This window comes from Pseudocitrobacter sp. 2023LY-00077 (assembly GCF_055796175.1).
Window position 1 is genome coordinate 114317 of the sequence record NZ_JBSPEI010000009.1, and the last position, 18942, is coordinate 133258.

The 18942-nt window shown below is 55.7% G+C and carries 19 protein-coding genes; 10 read left to right on the plus strand and 9 right to left on the minus strand.

The features are described 5' to 3' along the window. Positions 1-35: 35 nt before the first annotated feature. Positions 36-1469, minus strand: a complete 1434-nt coding sequence (locus ACWWFX_RS13300) for a purine-cytosine permease family protein (RefSeq protein ID WP_473224005.1) — start codon at positions 1467-1469, stop codon at positions 36-38. Positions 1470-1738: 269 nt separating this feature from the next. Between ACWWFX_RS13300 and poxB the strand changes: the two genes are divergently transcribed. From poxB to ACWWFX_RS13320, 4 genes are all read left to right on the plus strand, one after another. Beyond that, positions 1739-3457, plus strand: coding sequence for a ubiquinone-dependent pyruvate dehydrogenase (gene poxB, locus ACWWFX_RS13305; RefSeq protein WP_473224006.1), 1719 nt, complete (start codon positions 1739-1741; stop codon positions 3455-3457). Positions 3458-3493: 36 nt separating this feature from the next. Then, positions 3494-4495 (plus strand): low-specificity L-threonine aldolase, encoded by a 1002-nt coding sequence (ltaE, locus tag ACWWFX_RS13310; RefSeq protein WP_473224007.1) that lies wholly within the window; start codon positions 3494-3496, stop codon positions 4493-4495. 10 nt (positions 4496-4505) lie between these two features. Beyond that, positions 4506-5948, plus strand: a complete 1443-nt coding sequence (locus ACWWFX_RS13315; RefSeq protein ID WP_473224008.1) for an SDR family oxidoreductase — start codon at positions 4506-4508, stop codon at positions 5946-5948. A gap of 85 nt (positions 5949-6033) precedes the next feature. Next, a complete protein-coding gene (locus tag ACWWFX_RS13320; RefSeq protein ID WP_276218063.1) occupies positions 6034-7047 on the plus strand; it encodes an NAD-dependent epimerase/dehydratase family protein in 1014 nt (337 codons plus the stop codon). 83 nt (positions 7048-7130) lie between these two features. Here the strand turns inward: ACWWFX_RS13320 and ACWWFX_RS13325 are convergent, their stop codons facing one another. Together ACWWFX_RS13325 and ACWWFX_RS13330 are read right to left on the minus strand one after the other, a co-directional pair. Continuing rightward, complete coding sequence (locus ACWWFX_RS13325) at positions 7131-7961, minus strand: N-acetylmuramoyl-L-alanine amidase (RefSeq protein ID WP_276218065.1); 831 nt, start codon at positions 7959-7961, stop codon at positions 7131-7133. Next, positions 7958-8281: a heavy metal-binding domain-containing protein gene (locus ACWWFX_RS13330; RefSeq protein WP_015965136.1), complete on the minus strand. Its 324-nt coding sequence runs from the start codon at positions 8279-8281 to the stop codon at positions 7958-7960. The genes ACWWFX_RS13325 and ACWWFX_RS13330 overlap by 4 nt, the downstream gene beginning before the upstream one ends. 181 nt (positions 8282-8462) lie before the next feature. Here ACWWFX_RS13330 and ACWWFX_RS13335 point away from each other — a divergent pair, with 181 nt between their 5' ends. From ACWWFX_RS13335 to artJ, 6 genes are all read left to right on the plus strand, one after another. Then, positions 8463-8978 carry a lipoprotein gene (locus ACWWFX_RS13335; protein ID WP_276218067.1) on the plus strand — a complete coding sequence of 172 codons (516 nt, stop codon included), beginning with the start codon at positions 8463-8465 and terminating at the stop codon, positions 8976-8978. A gap of 362 nt (positions 8979-9340) precedes the next feature. Continuing rightward, complete coding sequence (gene artP, locus ACWWFX_RS13340; RefSeq protein ID WP_015965138.1) at positions 9341-10069, plus strand: arginine ABC transporter ATP-binding protein ArtP; 729 nt, start codon at positions 9341-9343, stop codon at positions 10067-10069. A 20-nt stretch (positions 10070-10089) separates the two neighbouring features. After that, the gene (gene artI, locus ACWWFX_RS13345) at positions 10090-10821 is read left to right on the plus strand and encodes an arginine ABC transporter substrate-binding protein ArtI (RefSeq protein ID WP_149461471.1); all 732 of its coding nucleotides are present in this window, start codon (positions 10090-10092) and stop codon (positions 10819-10821) included. A 6-nt stretch (positions 10822-10827) separates the two neighbouring features. Next, positions 10828-11544 (plus strand): arginine ABC transporter permease ArtQ, encoded by a 717-nt coding sequence (gene artQ, locus ACWWFX_RS13350; RefSeq protein WP_276218070.1) that lies wholly within the window; start codon positions 10828-10830, stop codon positions 11542-11544. Continuing rightward, on the plus strand, positions 11544-12212 hold the full coding sequence (gene artM, locus ACWWFX_RS13355; RefSeq protein ID WP_276218072.1) for an arginine ABC transporter permease ArtM: 669 nt from the start codon (positions 11544-11546) through the stop codon (positions 12210-12212). Before artQ ends, artM begins: the two co-directional genes overlap by 1 nt. Positions 12213-12393: 181 nt before the next feature. Then, the gene (gene artJ, locus ACWWFX_RS13360) at positions 12394-13125 is read left to right on the plus strand and encodes an arginine ABC transporter substrate-binding protein ArtJ (protein ID WP_108474629.1); all 732 of its coding nucleotides are present in this window, start codon (positions 12394-12396) and stop codon (positions 13123-13125) included. A 40-nt stretch (positions 13126-13165) separates the two neighbouring features. Here artJ and ACWWFX_RS13365 read toward each other — a convergent pair whose 3' ends face one another. From ACWWFX_RS13365 to potH, 6 genes are all read right to left on the minus strand, one after another. After that, entirely contained in the window at positions 13166-14644 is a 1479-nt protein-coding gene (locus tag ACWWFX_RS13365) for a sensor histidine kinase (protein WP_473224009.1), read from the minus strand. After that, the gene (locus ACWWFX_RS13370; protein ID WP_473224010.1) at positions 14641-15348 is read right to left on the minus strand and encodes a response regulator transcription factor; all 708 of its coding nucleotides are present in this window, start codon (positions 15346-15348) and stop codon (positions 14641-14643) included. The genes ACWWFX_RS13365 and ACWWFX_RS13370 overlap by 4 nt, the downstream gene beginning before the upstream one ends. 73 nt (positions 15349-15421) lie before the next feature. After that, positions 15422-16555 (minus strand): 23S rRNA (uracil(747)-C(5))-methyltransferase RlmC, encoded by a 1134-nt coding sequence (gene rlmC / locus ACWWFX_RS13375; protein ID WP_473224011.1) that lies wholly within the window; start codon positions 16553-16555, stop codon positions 15422-15424. Positions 16556-16597: 42 nt separating this feature from the next. Then, positions 16598-17122 (minus strand): YbjO family protein, encoded by a 525-nt coding sequence (locus ACWWFX_RS13380; RefSeq protein ID WP_276218080.1) that lies wholly within the window; start codon positions 17120-17122, stop codon positions 16598-16600. A gap of 21 nt (positions 17123-17143) precedes the next feature. Then, positions 17144-17989 (minus strand): putrescine ABC transporter permease PotI, encoded by an 846-nt coding sequence (gene potI, locus ACWWFX_RS13385; RefSeq protein ID WP_473224012.1) that lies wholly within the window; start codon positions 17987-17989, stop codon positions 17144-17146. Next, a complete protein-coding gene (potH, locus tag ACWWFX_RS13390) occupies positions 17986-18939 on the minus strand; it encodes a putrescine ABC transporter permease PotH (RefSeq protein ID WP_473224013.1) in 954 nt (317 codons plus the stop codon). Before potH ends, potI begins: the two co-directional genes overlap by 4 nt. Positions 18940-18942: the final 3 nt, after the last annotated feature.

The following is an 18942-nucleotide window of genomic DNA, read 5'->3' on the forward strand; positions in this document are numbered from 1 at the left end:
GTTTATCTCTCTTAAGTAAGGAAAAACAGTGAGCTTTAAAGCGCCTCTTCCAGCGCGGCGTGTTCGGCGACATAATGCGTCGCGGTGCCGTCGGGTAGCCACTTGCGTAACAGGGGATAAAGCAGGAATGTCATAACCAGCGTGACAAGAAAACCACAGGGGAAAACCTGACTGTGAATCAGCGCAATCCCGACCGCGCTTGAAACCATCAGCGTAATCACCCCGGCCCAGTTGCAGTTTTCCACCTGAGTCGGTGGCCGCTGGCGACGCACCAGGTAGTAATCCGCAATCATCACGCCGCACAGCGCCATCGTCATGCAACCGAGCCAGGCAATCCACGCGGCGAATTGCTCAAGAATACCTGCGGCGATCATCAGCAAGGCCAGCACGTTGCCGAAGATAACCATCGCGGCGCGCCCCGGTTTCACGTTGAACAGGCTATCCACCAGGTTAACCAGCGCCAACGACCCCGAATAGGCGTTGATCGCCTGAGCTTTTGCCTGAGCGGCATAAATCGTCACAAACCCCACCATCCCTGCCAGGATAACGTAATAGGCGCCGGTGTTACCCATGGCGAAATGATGCGCCATGGCACTCGCCGCTTGCTGATTCAGTTCAGGATGTTTACGTAACAGGAAATCGACGATTTGCGGCAGGCTGCCAATAAAAATCAGCGCCCCCATTATTAACGTCAACAGGTTCTGTACCAAAGGGCCCAGTGCCGCCAGAATAGTGACATCTCTGCGACTACGGCTGTAGCGGCCAAAATCAGCACTAACCAGCGCAATAGTGCCAGCGGTTCCGCCGGTAAGCGCCAGCCCGGCGTCAAAATGCTGCCATGCACCACCGGGAATAATGCCCGGAAAGGCCAGCACGGCGGCCAGAGAAATCCCGTCAGTCACATAAATCTGGTAAATCATAAATGCCGTGATCGCCAGTGTGACCAACGTTAAGAAAAATGATGAGCGAAGGGCCAGCTTAATACCGAAAATCGCCAAAACGACCCACATGAGCGTCATCACCCCATAAAGCATAATTCGGGTGATTAGCGTGTCGTGCAAATCAAACATCAATAACGTGCCTTCATACAGCAGCGCATTTTCCAGGGCCAGAAAACCGAGCACCAGAAAGGAGAAGATAAATGAGCCTAATGCGGAGCCTTTAAATCCCAGGCCATAAAAACGCGACGTCAGGGTACTGGACATCCCGGTGCGATACGCGATTTGCCCCAGCAGTTTACCAAGAACAAAACCCAGCACGCCTGAAACCACACCGGCCAGCACCCCCATCTTGAAACCGGCCAAAACCACGGTGAATCCACCTACGGCAAACATCGCCAGCGCGGTCGCTACCCCCACCGTGCTCATTGAAAGGTGATAACCATTCTTTCGTTCCGCCACCGGAACACTGACCAGTGCATGGTCTTCTGCCCTGGCTGACAGGCTACTTTGTGTCACTGCATTACGCATGTTACCCCCGCAAGAAAATAACTCGCCAGATTGAACAAATATTCGACTAAAAGAGATACAGCAGAAATAAACGCGGGGACAAACCGGAATTGCAGTCACTAGCCGTTAAATGCAGGCAAATCATTTTTCGTGCTTCAGACCAAAAATTACACGTATCAGTTAAAGGCACAAATGGCTAAACCCATACAAATCAAAGGGAGAATAACCAGCACAATGTCCATCTTCGACTAAACTTGTTAGCGATATCACATTTCAGGAGATGGAAAACCATGAAGCAAACCGTTGCCGCTTACATTGCCAAAACCCTTGAACAGGCTGGCGTTAAACGCATCTGGGGCGTCACCGGAGACTCGTTAAACGGTCTGAGTGACAGTCTCAACAGGATGGGCACTATCGATTGGATGCCCACGCGCCACGAAGAAGTCGCCGCCTTTGCCGCAGGCGCAGAAGCGCAACTTACGGGCGAACTCGCCGTCTGCGCGGGGTCATGCGGCCCAGGTAACCTGCATTTAATCAACGGCTTGTTTGATTGCCACCGCAACCACGTGCCGGTGCTGGCCATTGCCGCCCATATTCCATCGAGTGAAATCGGCAGTGGCTATTTTCAGGAAACGCACCCGCAGGAGTTGTTTCGCGAATGTAGCCACTACTGCGAACTGGTTTCGTCACCCGAGCAAATTCCTCAGGTGCTGGCCATTGCCATGCGCAAAGCGGTGCTCAATCGCGGCGTATCGGTGGTTGTGCTTCCAGGGGACGTGGCGCTGAAAGCCGCGCCGGAAAGCGCCAGCAGCCACTGGTATCACGCTCCGCTCCCGGTGGTGACACCCGCCGAAGAAGAACTCGATAAACTGGCGCAACTGCTGCGCTACTCCAGCAATATCGCCTTCCTGTGCGGCAGCGGCTGCTCCGGGGCGCATAAAGAGCTGGTGGAATTCGCGGGCAAACTGAAAGCGCCGATTGTTCACGCCCTGCGCGGTAAAGAGCACGTCGAGTACGACAACCCTTACGATGTGGGCATGACCGGGCTGATTGGCTTCTCTTCGGGCTTCCACGCCATGATGAACGCCGATACGCTGATCCTGCTCGGCACACAGTTCCCTTATCGCCCGTTCTACCCCACGGATGCCAAAATCATCCAGATTGATATTAATCCCGCCAGCATTGGCGCGCACAGTAAGGTCGATATGGCGCTGGTCGGCGATATCAAATCGACACTTCGCGCCCTGCTGCCAAAACTGGAAGAGAAAACCGATCGCCGCTTCCTGGATAAAGCGCTGGAGCACTATCGCGATGCGCGCAAAGGCCTTGATGACCTCGCCAAACCCAGCGATAAAGCCATTCACCCGCAATATCTGGCGCAGCAAATCAGCCATTTCGCCGCTGATGATGCCATCTTCACCTGCGATGTCGGCACGCCAACCGTCTGGGCCGCGCGTTATCTGAAAATGAACGGCAAACGCCGCCTGCTCGGTTCGTTTAACCACGGTTCGATGGCGAATGCCATGCCGCAGGCGCTGGGCGCACAGGCAACTCACCCTGGACGCCAGGTGGTGGCGATGTGCGGCGACGGCGGCTTCAGCATGCTGATGGGCGATTTTCTCTCCGTTGTGCAGATGAAACTGCCGGTGAAAATTTTCGTGTTTAATAACAGCGTTCTCGGCTTTGTGGCGATGGAAATGAAAGCGGGCGGTTACCTCACCGACGGCACCGAGCTGCACGACACTAACTTCGCCCGCATCGCCGAAGCCTGCGGTATTCCAGGTATCCGCGTGGAAAAATCGGCTGACGTCGATGAAGCGATTCAGAAAGCGTTCAGTATCGACGGCCCGGTGCTGGTTGATGTGGTGGTCGCCAAAGAAGAGCTGGCCATGCCGCCGCAGATTAAACTGGAGCAGGCCAAAGGGTTCAGCCTCTATATGCTGCGCGCCATTATTAACGGGCGCGGCGATGAAGTGATGGAGCTGGCGAAAACTAACTGGCTCAGGTAAAACTATCGACATTCTCCTCAGTTACAAGGAAATGTCATGATCGATTTACGCAGTGATACCGTTACCCGGCCGAGCCGTGCCATGCTCGAAGAGATGATGGCCGCCCCGGTTGGGGATGATGTGTATGGCGACGACCCTACCGTCAATGAACTCCAGCGCTACGCTGCCAGTCTTGCCGGAAAGGACGCCGCCCTCTTTTTACCCACCGGTACCCAGGCGAACCTGGTGGCGCTGCTCAGCCACTGCGAGCGCGGCGAGGAGTACATCGTCGGCCAGGGTGCGCATAATTATCTTTATGAAGCTGGTGGTGCTGCGGTGCTCGGCAGTATTCAGCCACAGCCGATTGACGCAGCTGCAGACGGCACGCTGCCGCTCGATAAAGTCGCGGCGAAAATTAAAGCCGATGATATTCACTTTGCGCGCACCAAACTGCTGAGCATTGAAAACACCCATAACGGCAAAGTGTTGCCGCGCGATTATCTGCGCCAGGCGTGGGAATTCACCCGCGAGCGCAAGCTCGGGCTGCACGTCGACGGCGCGCGCATTTTCAACGCCGTAGTGGAATATGGTTGTGAGCTGAAAGAGATTGCGCAGTATTGCGATTCGTTCACTATTTGTCTCTCGAAAGGTCTCGGCACACCTGTCGGTTCATTACTGGTCGGCAGTCATGACTACATCAAGCGTGCGACGCGCTGGCGTAAAATGACCGGCGGCGGTATGCGTCAGGCCGGGATTCTGGCCGCCGCCGGGCTTTATGCGTTGAAAAATAACGTCGCACGTTTGCAGGACGATCATGACAATGCCGCCTGGCTGGCAGAGCAACTGCGTGAAATCGGTGCGGACGTGATGCGTCACGATACCAACATGCTGTTTGTCCGCGTGGGTGACAAGCAGGCTGCGGCGTTGGGCGCATTTATGCGTGAACGTGATGTGCTGATTAACGCCTCGCCGGTGGTGCGTCTGGTGACGCATCTCAACGTCAGCCGCGAGCAGCTCAGCGACGTGGTCAGCCACTGGAAAGCGTTTTTAGCCCAATAAGGAGAGTGACGTGCCGCAAACCGTTTTAGTCCTCGGTGCAAGTGGGTATATCGGCCAGCATCTGGTGGCGGAACTGAGCGCGCGCGGGTATACCGTGCGGGCGGCGGCGCGGCATATCGAACGCCTGGAAAAGCAGCAGCTTCCGGGCGTGAGCTGTCACTCGCTCGATCTTGAATGGTCGGTTACCCTTCCCGCCCTGCTTGAGGGCGTGGAGACGCTCTATTACCTGGTGCACGGCATGGGCGAAAGCCGTGACTTTCTCGCCCATGAGCGTCAGGTAGCGCTGAACGTGCGCGATGCGTTACGTCAGGTTCCGGTTAAGCAGATTATCTTTTTAAGCTCATTACAGGCTCCCGCACACGAACAATCGGAGCATCTGCGCGCCCGTCAGGCGACCGGGGATATTCTGCGTGAAGCGGGCATTCCGCTGACCGAACTGCGCGCCGGGATCATCGTCGGCGCGGGCTCTGCCGCTTTCGAAGTGATGCGCGATATGGTTTACAACCTGCCCGTGCTGACACCGCCGCGCTGGGTGCGCTCGCGCACGACGCCGATTGCGCTGGAGAACCTGCTGGTCTATCTGGCGGGGTTGCTGGAGCATCCAGCCTCAGAGCATCGCATCTTAGAAGCGGCGGGCCCGGAAGAGCTGACCTATCAGCAACAATTTGAGCGCTTTATGGCGGTAAGCGGGCGTCATCGTCTCTTAATTCCCATTCCTTTCCCGACAAGCTGGATCTCGGTGTGGTTCTTAAATGTGATCACCTCTGTGCCGCCGACAATTGCGAAAGCGCTGATCCAGGGCTTAAAGCACGATCTTCTGGCAGACGATCGCGAACTCCGCGCATTGATCCCGCAGAAATTGACAACGTTTGATGAAGCCGTACGCCAGACGCTGGAAGAAGAAAAGAAGCTGGTGAACTCCAGTGACTGGGGCTACGACGAACATGCGTTTGCCCGCTGGCGGCCCGAATACGGATATTTCGCCAAACAGGCGGGTTATACGGTAAAAACCCCGGCAAGCCTGGCGGCATTGTGGCAAGTGGTGAATCGACTGGGCGGTCGCGAAGGCTATTTCTTTGGCAATATTCTGTGGAAAACGCGTGCCGCGATGGATTTGCTGGTGGGTCATAAACTGGCGAAAGGCCGCCCCGCGCACGCGCGGCTGAAAACCGGTGACAATGTCGATAGCTGGAAAGTGATTATCGTCGAGCCGGAGAAACAATTGTCACTGCTGTTCGGTATGAAAGCGCCGGGTTTGGGGCGACTCAGTTTTACGCTGGTGGATAAAGGCGACCATCGTGAACTTGACGTTCGCGCCTGGTGGCATCCGCACGGTATGCCAGGATTACTCTACTGGCTGTTAATGATCCCCGCGCATCTGTTCATTTTTCGCGGTATGGCGCGGCGAATTGCCAGGCTTGCAGAAGAAATCACGGGCAAAAAAGAGGCATAAGCTCATTTCTTCTTAGTTTCCCATTGCATGAGAGTGAAATTCACGGAAAAATGCGCACGAAATTCTTTTTACACAGTGGATCGATATGAAGGTACTGGTTACCGGCGCGACCAGCGGGCTCGGCAGAAATGCCGTCGAGTATTTGCGCAACAAGGGCATCAGCGTCAGAGCGAGCGGTCGCAATGAAGCGATGGGCAAACTGCTGGAGAAAATGGGTGCGGAGTTTGTCCACGCCGATTTAACGGAACTGGTCTCTTCTCAGGCGAAAGTGATGCTCGCCGGTGTCGATACGCTGTGGCACTGCTCCAGCTTTACTTCTCCGTGGGGAACCCAGGAAGCCTTTGACCTCGCTAACGTGCGCGCCACGCGCCGTCTGGGCGAATGGGCCGTGGCCTGGGGCGTGCGCAACTTTATTCATATCTCTTCCCCATCGCTCTATTTCGATTATCACCACCATCGCGATATCAAAGAAGATTTTCGTCCGCACCGCTTTGCCTGCGAATTTGCCCGCAGCAAGGCGGCAGGTGAAGAAGTCGTGCAACTGCTGGCGCAGGCTAACCCAAATACGCGCTTTACCATTCTGCGTCCACAAAGCATTTTTGGGCCGCATGATAAAGTGTTTATCCCGCGTCTGGCGCAAATGATGCACCACTACGGCAGCGTGCTGCTGCCGCGCGGCGGCCATGCGATGGTCGATATGACCTATTACGAAAACGTGGTGCATGCCATGTGGCTGGCAAGCCAGCCACAGTGCGACGGCCTGCCTTCTGGCCGCGCGTATAACATCACCAACGATGAACCTCGCACGCTGCGCAGCATCGTTGAGCGTTTAATTGACGAGCTGGATATCAAGTGCCGGATCCGTTCCGTGCCCTACCCGATGCTGGATATGGTGGCGCGCAGCATGGAACGCTTTGGCAATAAATCCGCCAAAGAGCCTGCTCTCACCCATTATGGCGTTTCGAAGCTGAACTTTGATTTCACGCTGGATATCACCCGCGCGAAAGAAGAGCTGGGTTATGCGCCGATTGTGACGCTGAACGAAGGTATCGTGCGCACCGCCGAGTGGCTGGAAGATCACGGGAAGCTGCACCGCTAAATGCGAAAATGCCCGATGGCGCATCGGGCCTACAACGTGCAGTAAATGTAGGCCGGGCAAGCGCAGCGCCCCCGGCAAAGCCATCACCCCTGTCCATATTTCTCCAGCAACGCTTCCGCTATCGCCTGAGTTTGCGCATCCGCAATGCCGTTCCACAGCGTCGGGCGGAAGTGCATCTGGAATGCCATAATCACCCTTTTCTGCTGCGCTGGCGTCATATCCGGCGTCACTTCGTAACCGTAGCGCGACAACAGATCGAGCAACCCGGCAGTATCAACAGGCTGATACGGCGAGCGTCCGTTCAGGTAAAACGTGACCCGTTGTGAATCCGGCCAGGCACCAATTCCCTGCGCGGCAAGCTGCTGCCACGGAAAGAGCGGGCCGGGGTCATCTTTGCGCTGCGGGGCGATATCCGCGTGCGCCACCACGTTTTGCGGCTGGATGTCGTAGCGGGCGATAATATCTTTCGCCAGCGGGATCAGCGCCTCAATTTGCGAGGGTGAGAACGGCGCAAAATGCTTCACGCCTGCCGTTTTCTGCCAGCCACGGTTCTCAAGTTCGATACCCACGGAAGTGTCGTTAATTCGCGTTGCGCCGCGCCAGAAGCTGACTCCAGCGTGCCAGGCAAGTTTATCTTCCGGCACCAATTGCCAGATGCGAGGTTTCCCGTTGTGCATGGGTGGCACATCAGGAATGAGATAATGCGAACTCACATGTTTATCGGTGAGCGTCGCCAGCGAGACGTCAAAGTCGTCCGCCGTGTAGTGAATCACCAGCACTTTTACGCGCGGGTACGCGGCCTGCGCCGGATGACGGGTATCAAGCTGATACCCGGCTTTGTCGATCACGCCCTTTTCACCCGCACAGCCCACTAAAAAACTCGCGAGTAAAGCCAGCGTCAGGAAACGTTTCATCGGCGCGTTTTCACCGCCGTGCCGCTGACGCTCACCATCAGCATGCTGCTGTCTTTGCCGACGGTTTCATAATCGATGTCGATACCAACAATGGCATCTGCGCCCAGCGCTTTTGCCTGCTCGCCCAGCTCCTGAAAGGCGATTTCACGCGCTTTACGCAGCTCTTTTTCATAGGCACCGGAACGACCGCCCACAATGTCGCGAATGCCGGCGAAGAAATCGCGGAAAATATTGGCCCCGAGAATCGCCTCACCGGTGACCACGCCGCAATATTCCACAATGGTCTGGCCTTCCAGCGTCGGGGTGGTTGAGAATTGCATCGTTGTACTCCTTCTTTTAACGTTCAATGCCTTAGCGCAAACTGTCCTCTCCCATTATCGGACCGATGCGCTATGCTTGGAAAGGGATTCCATCATAATCGTATACACAAATCCTTCAGACTGCATCGCACAAACGACACGTTTGAAGGAGGATGTGTTGAGCTGCTTAAAAGGAAAAATTATGCGCTACTCCACTCTTGCACTCCTCCTCCCTGGCGTCATGCTGCTGAGCGCCTGTACCACCGTGACGCCAGCCTTTAAAGATATTGGTACACGAAGCGGGCCCTGCGTGGAAGGCGGGCCGGACGCCGTGGCACAAAAGTTTTACGATTATCGCATTCAGCATCGCAATAATGACCTCACGGCGCTTCGCCCATACCTGAGCGACGATCTGGCGAAAGTATTGAATGACAGCCGCAGCGACGCCAGCCACAGCGCACTGTTGCAGTCCGATCCGTTCTCCAGCCGCACCACGCCGGCAGACAGCGCCACCGTCGCCAGTGCATCCACGATTCCTAATACCGATGCGCGCAATATTCCTCTGCGCGTCAGCCTCAAACAGGGCACGCAAAGCTGGCAGGACGAAGTGCTGATGGTCCGCGAAGGCCAGTGCTGGGCGGTTGATGATGTGCGTTACCTTGGCGGCAGCGTGCACGCGCCAGCCGGAACGCTGCGCCAGTCGCTGGAAAAACGCTAACCCTCCCGTGCATCAACCGTCACATGGGTAAATTGTCTGGCATTCCGTGAGGAATGCCGACATTTCTGCCTCCCGCCTCGCCCACCCAACATTTTGTGCTAACTTTAAGTGTAACGCTGGTTTATATTTAAGTTTTAACGCACAAATATTGCATAACTATTCTGTCAAAGGTACTATTTGCGGCCTCAATTGCTGAAAACCTTCGAGAATTTAGCAACATTTTCGTTACATAATGAGCGGACAAAGCCGGGTTGAGCAGAAGGTTATTCTGCCGAAGCCTCCGGATACCGCAGCAACTGAGTGAGCCGCTGAACGGACGTTCAGGGTAAGTACCTACAGCTAACGCATCTTGACGAGTATCGATGAGCATTAAATTAAACGGCATTAACTGCTTCTACGGCGCGCACCAGGCGCTGTTCGACATCACGCTTGAGTGCCCGCAGGGTGAAACACTGGTACTGCTGGGGCCAAGCGGCGCGGGTAAGAGCTCGCTGCTGCGCGTGCTGAATCTTCTTGAGATGCCGCGCTCCGGCACGCTGAACATCGCCGGTAATCACTTTGATTTCGCCAAAGCGCCGTCGGATAAAGCGATTCGCGAGCTGCGCCAGAACGTCGGCATGGTGTTCCAGCAGTACAACCTCTGGCCACACCTCACCGTGGTGCAAAACCTGATTGAAGCGCCCTGCCGCGTGCTGGGCCTGAGTAAAGAAAACGCGATGGCGCGCGCCGAGAAACTGCTCGAGCGTTTACGCCTGAAGCCTTACAGCGATCGTTATCCGCTGCACCTTTCGGGTGGTCAGCAACAGCGTGTGGCGATTGCTCGCGCGCTGATGATGGAACCGCAGGTTCTGCTGTTTGATGAACCGACCGCGGCCCTCGACCCGGAAATCACCGCCCAGATCGTCAGCATCATTCGCGAACTGGCGGAAACCAACATTACACAGGTGATCGTCACCCACGAAGTGGAAGTGGCGCGAAAAACCGCCAGCCGCGTGGTGTATATGGAAAACGGCTATATCGTCGAACAGGGCGATAACAGCTGCTTCACCCAGCCACAGACTGAAGCGTTTAAGAATTACCTTTCTCACTGAAGAGACCCGGGACAATGACCATGAAAAAAGTACTGATTGCCGCACTGCTCGCAAGCGTAAGCCTTTCTGCTGGCGCAGCTCAGACCATCCGTTTCGCGACCGAAGCCTCCTATCCTCCGTTCGAATCAATGGATGCGAACAACAAGATTGTTGGCTTTGACGTCGACCTGGCGAATGCGCTGTGTAAAGAGATCGACGCCACCTGCACCTTCTCTAACCAGTCCTTCGACAGCCTGATCCCAAGCCTGAAATTCCGCCGCGTTGACGCGGTGATGGCAGGAATGGATATCACGCCTGAGCGTGAAAAACAGGTTCTCTTCACCACCCCGTATTACGACAACTCTGCGCTGTTCATCGGCCAGCAGGGTAAAGTCGCCAGCATTGATGCGCTGAAAGGCAAGAAAGTGGGCGTGCAGAACGGCACCACCCACCAGAAATTCATCATGGATAAACATCCGGAAATCACCACCGTACCGTACGATAGCTATCAGAATGCGAAACTGGATCTGCAAAACGGTCGTATTGATGCGGTCTTCGGCGACTCTGCCGTGGTGAACGAATGGCTGAAAGCCAACGCCAAACTGGCGGCCATCGGTGACAAAGTGACGGATAAAGACTACTTCGGCACTGGCCTGGGTATCGCAGTTCGTCAGGGCAACACCGAGCTGCAGCAAAAATTCAACGCTGCGCTGGAAAAAGTGAAAAAAGATGGCACTTATCAAACCATCTACAGCAAATGGTTCCAGAAGTAAGATCGGATGAACGAATTTTTTCCATTAGCAAGCGCCGCCGGGATGACCGTCGGCCTTGCCGTTTGTGCTCTGGTCATTGGGCTGGCGCTGGCGATGTTCTTCGCGGTATGGGAGTCAGCAAAATGGCGTCCTGTCGCGTGGGCGGGCTCGGCTATCGTGACCATCTTGCGTGGGCTGCCGGAAATTCTGGTGGTCCTGTTTATCTATTTCGGTTCCTCACAGCTGCTGCTGATGCTGTCGGACGGCTTCACGCTTAACCTTGGCGTGGTGCAAATTCCGGTGCAGATGCAGATCGAAAACTTCGACGTTAGCCCGTTCCTGTGCGGCGTGATTGCGCTGTCGCTGCTTTATGCTGCCTATGCCTCGCAAACCCTGCGCGGCGCACTGAAAGCGGTGCCGGTTGGCCAATGGGAATCCGGCCAGGCGCTGGGCCTGTCGAAAGCGGCGATTTTCTTCCGTCTGGTGATGCCGCAAATGTGGCGTCATGCGCTGCCGGGGCTCGGTAACCAGTGGCTGGTGCTGCTGAAAGATACCGCGCTGGTGTCGTTGATTAGCGTGAATGATTTAATGCTGCAAACCAAAAGTATCGCCACGCGTACGCAGGAGCCGTTTACCTGGTATATCGTCGCGGCGGCGATTTATCTGGTGATCACCCTGCTCAGCCAGTACATCCTCAAACGCATTGACCTGCGTACCACTCGCTTCGAACGGAGACCAGGCTGATGCTCGAGTATTTACCGGAACTGATGAAAGGGCTGCACACCAGCCTGACGCTGACCGTGGCGTCCATTGCGGTTGCGCTGATCCTGTCGCTGATTTTCACCATCGTTCTGACACTGAAAACGCCGGTGCTGGTCTGGATCGTGCGCGGTTATATCACCCTGTTTACCGGCACGCCGCTGCTGGTGCAGATCTTCCTGATTTACTACGGCCCGGGTCAGTTCCCGTCGTTGCAGGATTATCCGGGGCTGTGGCATTTGCTTTCTGAACCGTGGCTGTGCGCGTTAATCGCCCTGTCGCTGAACAGTGCTGCGTATACCACTCAGTTATTCTATGGGGCGATTCGCGCCATTCCTGATGGGCAGTGGCAATCCTGTAGCGCGCTGGGAATGAGCAAGAAAGATACGCTGGCGATTCTGCTGCCGTACGCGCTGAAACGCGCCTTGTCTTCCTACTCGAACGAAGTGGTGCTGGTCTTCAAAAGTACCTCGCTGGCCTATACCATCACGCTGATGGAAGTGATGGGCCACGGGCAGTTGCTGTATGGTCGTACCTACGACGTGATGGTCTTTGGCGCGGCGGGCGTCGTCTATCTTATCGTCAACGGTCTGTTGACGCTGCTGATGCGTCTGATTGAGCGAAAAGCGCTGGCATTCGAGCGCAGAAACTGATGACGATGATTGCATAAAGGCACAATCATAAAGCGGGCAACCTTATAAGTTGTCCGCTTTTTTTTATAATCAACAAAATAAAAAATCATTTTTATTGCATATAAATTCAAAAGCAGGCAGGATATATTCATGCCACACGCAGGGCAGCATCTTTTAATTTTGACAGACGGGAGCCTTACCGATGAAAAAGTTAGTTCTGGCCGCATTACTTGCCACCTTCGCCGCTGGCGCCAGCGCCGCTGATAAAATCAACTTTGGCGTTTCCGCAACTTACCCACCGTTTGAGTCGATGGATGCCAGCAATCAGATTGTCGGCTTTGATATCGATCTGGCGAAAGCGTTGTGCAAACAGATGCAGGCAGAGTGCACCTTCACTAACCATGCGTTCGACAGCCTGATCCCTGCGCTGAAATTCAAAAAATATGACGCCGTAATTTCCGGCATGGATATCACTCCGGAACGTAGCAAGCAGGTCGCATTCACCGAGCCATACTACGCCAACTCCGCACTGGTCATCGCAAAGAAAGATACCTATAAAACCTTCGCTGACCTGAAAGGCAAACGCATCGGGATGGAAAACGGCACCACACACCAGAAATACCTGATGGATAAACATCCGGAAGTGAAAACCGTGGCGTATGACAGCTACCAGAACGCGATTATCGACCTGAAAAATGGCCGTATTGATGGTGTGTTTGGTGATACCGCGGTGGTGAACGAGTGGCTGAAAACGAACCCGCAGCTGGGCGCAGCGACCGAGAAAGTGACCGATCCGCAATACTTCGGCACGGGTCTGGGCATTGCGGTTCGTCCGGATAACAAAGCCCTGCTGGAAAAACTGAACGGCGCGCTGAAAGCGATTAAAGCTGACGGCACGTATCAGAAAATCAGCAATCAGTGGTTCCCAGAGTAATATCTCTTCGCCGGATGGCGGCTACCCCGCCATCCGGCAACTACCGCCCACACGGAAGCCAAAACCGAAAACACGCCCCGCCCGTCGATTCCACCAGCCCAATGCCCCCACCGTGCAGTTCCAGCATTTTTTTGACGATCAGCAAACCTAACCCACCGCGCTTCTCGCGCGTCGCCTGCTGGCTGAGCGCCGAAGGGCGAACAAAAAGCTGTTCCCGCACCGCTGCATCAATGCCTGGCCCGCTGTCGGCCACTTCCATCTGCAACCGTTCCTCCTGCTGCCAGATTTTCAGGCGGATCGTTCCACCCGGCGGCGTATGACGAATCGCGTTATCAAGCAAATTGGTCACCACGCGCTCCACCATCGAGAGATCGGCGTTGATCAGCGGTAAATGCCCGGGGATCTCCGTCTGTAAGGTGATTTTGCGCGTCTCAAGGGAGAGATCAAATTTTTGCACCACATCGGAAACCAGTTCACTCAGGGCAAAGCGCTCCCGCTGCGGTTTAATCGCCCCATGCTCCAGCCGGGCCAGCTCAAACAGCTCCTGCGAAAGATGACGCACTTTGTGCCCCTGACGCAGGGCGATTTCCAGATAATGCCGGGATTCTTCTGGCGTCAGCGTCGCGGCTTTCATTGACAGGGTTTCGAGATAACCTAATAGCGAAGTGAGCGGCGTGCGCAGGTCATGCGAAATATTGGCGATAAACTCGCGCCGCTGGCGATCGCTGTCGGCCAGTTCATCCCACTGCGAGGCAATCTTGCGCGCCAGCTCGATAAACGTATTGCGCAGCAACGCCACTTCATCGCCCGGCTTTTCGACCGTTGGCTGGGTTGCCAGATGTTTAATCGCGCTAATGCTGTCCTGATCGATACGGCTGGCCTCGCGCGTTAGGGCATTCACCGGGCGCGTCACCCACTGACGCACCAGCATCGCCACCAATACACCGACGCCTGCAACCAACAACAGCGCCCACAGCAGCGTGCTCCACAGGGTCTTATGCCAGGCATTTTCTGCCAGCGCGTTGAGTTCTTCACCTTGCAAAATGATGTACAGATACCCGCGCAGTTCACCATCCTGACGCAGCGGCGCGGCGCTGAAGACTTTATGCTTATCAGCACTGCGCGGGTCGTCGCCATACACTGGCATCGTACCCTGATTCAGGAACTGTTCGACGGGGGCGAGCGCGACGCGCTGGCGTTTGATATGCCCGGGTGGCGCGGCATCGGCCAGAATCTCGCCGTCGGGCGAGATAACATAGAGCTCCACGCTGGGGTTAAAGGTCATCAGACGGTCAAAGAGCGGTTTTAACGTGTTGCGATCCGCCCTGCCCTGCGCATCCATCAGCGGCTCGCTGCGTACAATTTGCTGCGCCAGATTCGCCGACAGCCGCTGCACCATCGCATTACCAAACTGCATGCTGCTGTAGAGTTGCACCGCCCCGGCGATGGTTGCGCACAATACCAGCAGCAGAATAAACAGTAGCGTTAAGCGCTGGCTCAGGCTCAGTTTCGCTTTCATGCCGGGCCTCCAACAAAACGATAGCCTTTGCCCCAGACGGTCAGAATGATTTCCGGCTCGGCGGCGTTATGTTCGATTTTGACGCGCAGGCGGTTAATATGCGTATTCACCGTGTGTTCGTAGCCTTCATGCTGATAGCCCCACACCTGCTCCAGCAGATCAAGGCGCGAGAAAATTTTCCCCGGATGGCGGGCGAAGAACCACAGTAAATCAAATTCGCGCGGGGTGAGATCGACCAGATTACCGCGCAAACGCACGCTACGCGCCAGCGGGTCGATCACCAGACCATGGGCGGCAATAGTGCCGCTGGTTTGCTGCACATCCTGCCCCATTGCCTGCTGGCGACGGAACAGTGCTTTGATACGCGCCACCAGCTCCTGTACCGAGAAAGGTTTTGCCAGATAATCATCGGCCCCGGTTTCAAGGCCCAGAATCCGCTCCGTTTCGCTGCTGCGCGCGCTGATGATAATCACCGGCAGATAGCGCCCGCGCTCGCGAATGCGCTGGCAAATCGTCAACCCATCGACGTTAGGCAGCATTAAATCAAGGATAACCATATCCCATTGCGTCTGCTCCAGGCGCTGCAACGCCCTGCCGCCGTCCTCTTCATGGACGATGGTATAGCCTTCATCTTCAAGGTTGAGTTGCAGCAGCGTGGCGATATCGCGATCGTCTTCCACCAGCAGGATCTGTTTTGCCGTCATCAATCAGTGCCTTTTCCATCTCTTCTGAGATAAAGCTTACCTGATTTCCGTCCGGCAAAAGTTCACATTTTGTTTAACTTCCGCTTTTTACCAGCAGGGTAAGCACTTCGTAGTGGGCGGTATGCGGGAACATGTCGAACAGCTGAACCCGCGCGATGCGGTAGCCCGGCAGACTGGCAATATCTTTCGCCATCGTCTGAGCGTTACAGCTGGAGTAGATAATAAACGGCGGGGCCATCTGGCTTAAGTAATCGCACAGCGCTTTACCAATGCCCCGACGCGGCGGATTAACCAGCACCAGCTCGGGCACGTCACCCTGGGCGGTGGCAAACTGCGTGGAATCAAGCGCCTGAAACTGAAGCTTAGTGAGCCCCAGTTGTGCCGCAGACTGCTTCGCACAGGCGATGGCTTCCGGGGCAATTTCGATACCGGTGAGGGTCATCTCCGGTGTCGCGCAGTGCAGACCAAAACCGCCGACGCCACAGAAGAGATCCCACATGTGCGTGACCGGCAGTGCGCGCACCCAGTCGCGTGCCGTCGCGTATAAGGCGCTGGCAACGGTCGGGTTGGTCTGGAAGAAACTTTGCGGACGGATCCACAGCGGTACGCCATTAAACGTTTCCGCCAGCGCCTGCTGTTCGGTGAAGAAAATCTCCTGCTCGCCTTCCATGATCGCCATGTGTACCGGCTGAATATTGGCGGTGATCACTTTCAGCTGCGGTAACTGCGCCTGCAACGCGGGCAGCGCAGCGTGCAGCTGTTCAAGCTTACTTTCTGAGCGCAGCACAAAGCGCAGCATCATGCCGCCATCGCGCTGGCTTTCGGTCAGCAGCAGATACTTCAGCTCGCCGCGTTTACGCGCGACGTTATAGGGCGTGAGCCCGGCGCGGGCAATGAACGGTTTGAGCGCGGCGAAAACCGGCGCGAAAGAGTCGGGATACAGCGGGCAATCGGTCAGGTCAACCGGCGTGCCGTCGCGATGCAGCATGCCCAGCAGCGGTTTTTCCACGCTGCCGCTGACCACCATTTTGGCTTTATTACGAAAGCCCTGCTCCGGCCCGCTGACGGGTGCGCACCACGACGCCACCGTCTGCCCGGCCAGCAGCGTGTGGAGATCGTTCATTTTGGCGGCGAGTTGATCGTTTACCGGCTGTTCAATCCACTGACAGGAGCGACAGCGACCCGCGTCATAAAGTGCGCACTGCATACAAAGACCTTCAGAAATTCAGGGGCGGCGATTGTATCACCGTTATTGGAAGCGGAAAAACCGTCGACTGTGTGCCGGGACAAAAAGCAGGAACAGGACCAGCATATCCGGCATTTTCTGCATCACCAGCGAGCGGAATATTTCACGTTTTGACTCCCCGGCGATGCTGAAAAGTTCCGGGTATCCATAACCCAGCGACGCGGCCCATAAATAGCTGGCAGCGATAATTTGCGTCAGCAGATAGAGCCAGCGCGCCCAGTTGCGCCCTTTTACCACCGAAAACGCACACCAGATTTCAACAAACACCAGAATCAGGCTCGCCAGAAACACCAGCGTCAGGTTCCAGGTTTGCACGCTGCGATGAATAAAATCGAGGAGTCCGCGCAGACCCAGCAGATTGAAAATCATCAGCAGATCGAGGCAACGGATCAAAATAATGGCGAGCGCCGCCACCTGCACCAGAGCAGGAACGTTTAAGCTGGCATGTGAACGGCCGGTTTTAGCAAAGAATCCCAAGATGTCGTCTTCCGTGAAAACGGTTCCCTGCGGACAGGGAACCGAATACAACCTTCCTTAATTTTAAGAGGATTATCCTTGTCTTGCACGCTGGATATCACGCGTACGTTGTTTTTCTGCGCGCGCCATCAGGTACCAGGCGATAAATCCGACAATTCCTACTACCGCGAGAATGAGCGTCGCCAGGGCGTTGATTTCCGGGTTGACGCCCATACGCACGTTGGAGAAGACCAGCATCGGCAGCGTGGTCGCCCCTGGCCCGGAAACGAAGCTGGCAATCACCAGATCGTCCAGCGAGAGCGTAAACGCCAGCAGCCAGCCCGAGATCACCGCCGGCATAATCATCGGCAAAGTAATGATAAAGAACACTTTCAGCGGCGTCGCCCCGAGGTCCATCGCCGCTTCTTCAATCGAGCGGTCCAGCTCACGCAGCCGCGACGAAATCACCACCGCCACATACGCCGTACAGAACGTGACGTGCGCCAGCCAAATGGTGAGCATGCCGCGATCGGACGGCCAGCCGATGGCGTGACCGAGCGAAACGAACAGCAGTAATAACGATAAACCGGTGATCACATCAGGCATCACCAGCGGCGCGGTTATCATAAAGGCAAAGCCGTTGGAGCCGCGAAAACGGCCAAAACGCACCATCACCACCGCCGCAATCGTGCCCAGAATTGCCGCCATCGTTGCCGCGCAGGCGGCAATAGTCAGGCTAATCCCTACCGCGCTCATCATTGCATCATCGCGGAACAGTTCGCCGTACCAGCGCGTTGACCACCCCGCCCATACCGTCACCAGCTTTGAGCTGTTGAAGGAGTAAATCACCAGCATCAGCATCGGCGCATACAGAAACGTAAATCCGAGCACCAGAATCAGAATTCGCCATGGTGAGCGGACGACCGGTAAGTTGTTCATCCGTGTTCTCCCATCTGTTTTTGCTGATGTTTGTGGAACCACATAATCGGCACAATCAGCAGCAGGAGCATGACGATCGCCACCGCCGACGCCACCGGCCAGTCGCGGTTGTTAAAGAACTCCTGCCACAGCACGCGGCCAATCATGATGCTATCCGGGCCGCCGAGCAGTTCAGGTATCACAAACTCCCCCACCGCCGGAATAAACACCAGCATCGATCCGGCAATAATCCCGCCTTTGGTTAACGGCACAATCACGCTGAAGAAGGTTTTCAGCGGCCTTGCGCCCAGATCCAGCGAGGCTTCCACCAGCGAGTAATCAATCCGCGTCAACGCCGTGTAGATAGGCAGCACCATAAACGGCAGATAGGCGTACACAATGCCGATATACACCGCGAGATTGGTGTGCAGGATCTCCAGCGGCTGGTCGATAATGCCCGCCCATTGCAGGAAATTACTCAGCACGCCGTTGCCTTTCAGGATGCCCATCCAGGCATAAACGCGAATCAAAAACGACGTCCACGACGGCAGGATCACCAGCAATAACAGAATATTGCGCGTCGATGGTTTACTGTGCGCCACCGCCCACGCCAGCGGGTAGCCCAACAGCAGGCAGAAGATCGTCGAAATAGCCGCCACCTGCAACGACTGGAAATAGGCCTCGATGTACAAGGGATCGTCGGTCAATTGCAGGAAGTTGCCAAAATTAAGCGACAGCGTAAGCTGCCCGTCGTCCCACGACATGAGATCCGTATACGGCGGGATCGCGCGCGCCATCTCGGCTAGGCTGATTTTGAATACCGTTATAAATGGCAGCAAAAACAGCAAAATTAGCCAGATAAACGGCAGCGCGATAACCAATTTACGCCCGTGCGCGACGTTCATACGCGTAAGCCACTGGGCAAAGCCCGCAGGTTTCGCGACGCGGGCTGGCGATTCTAAAGCACTCATTCG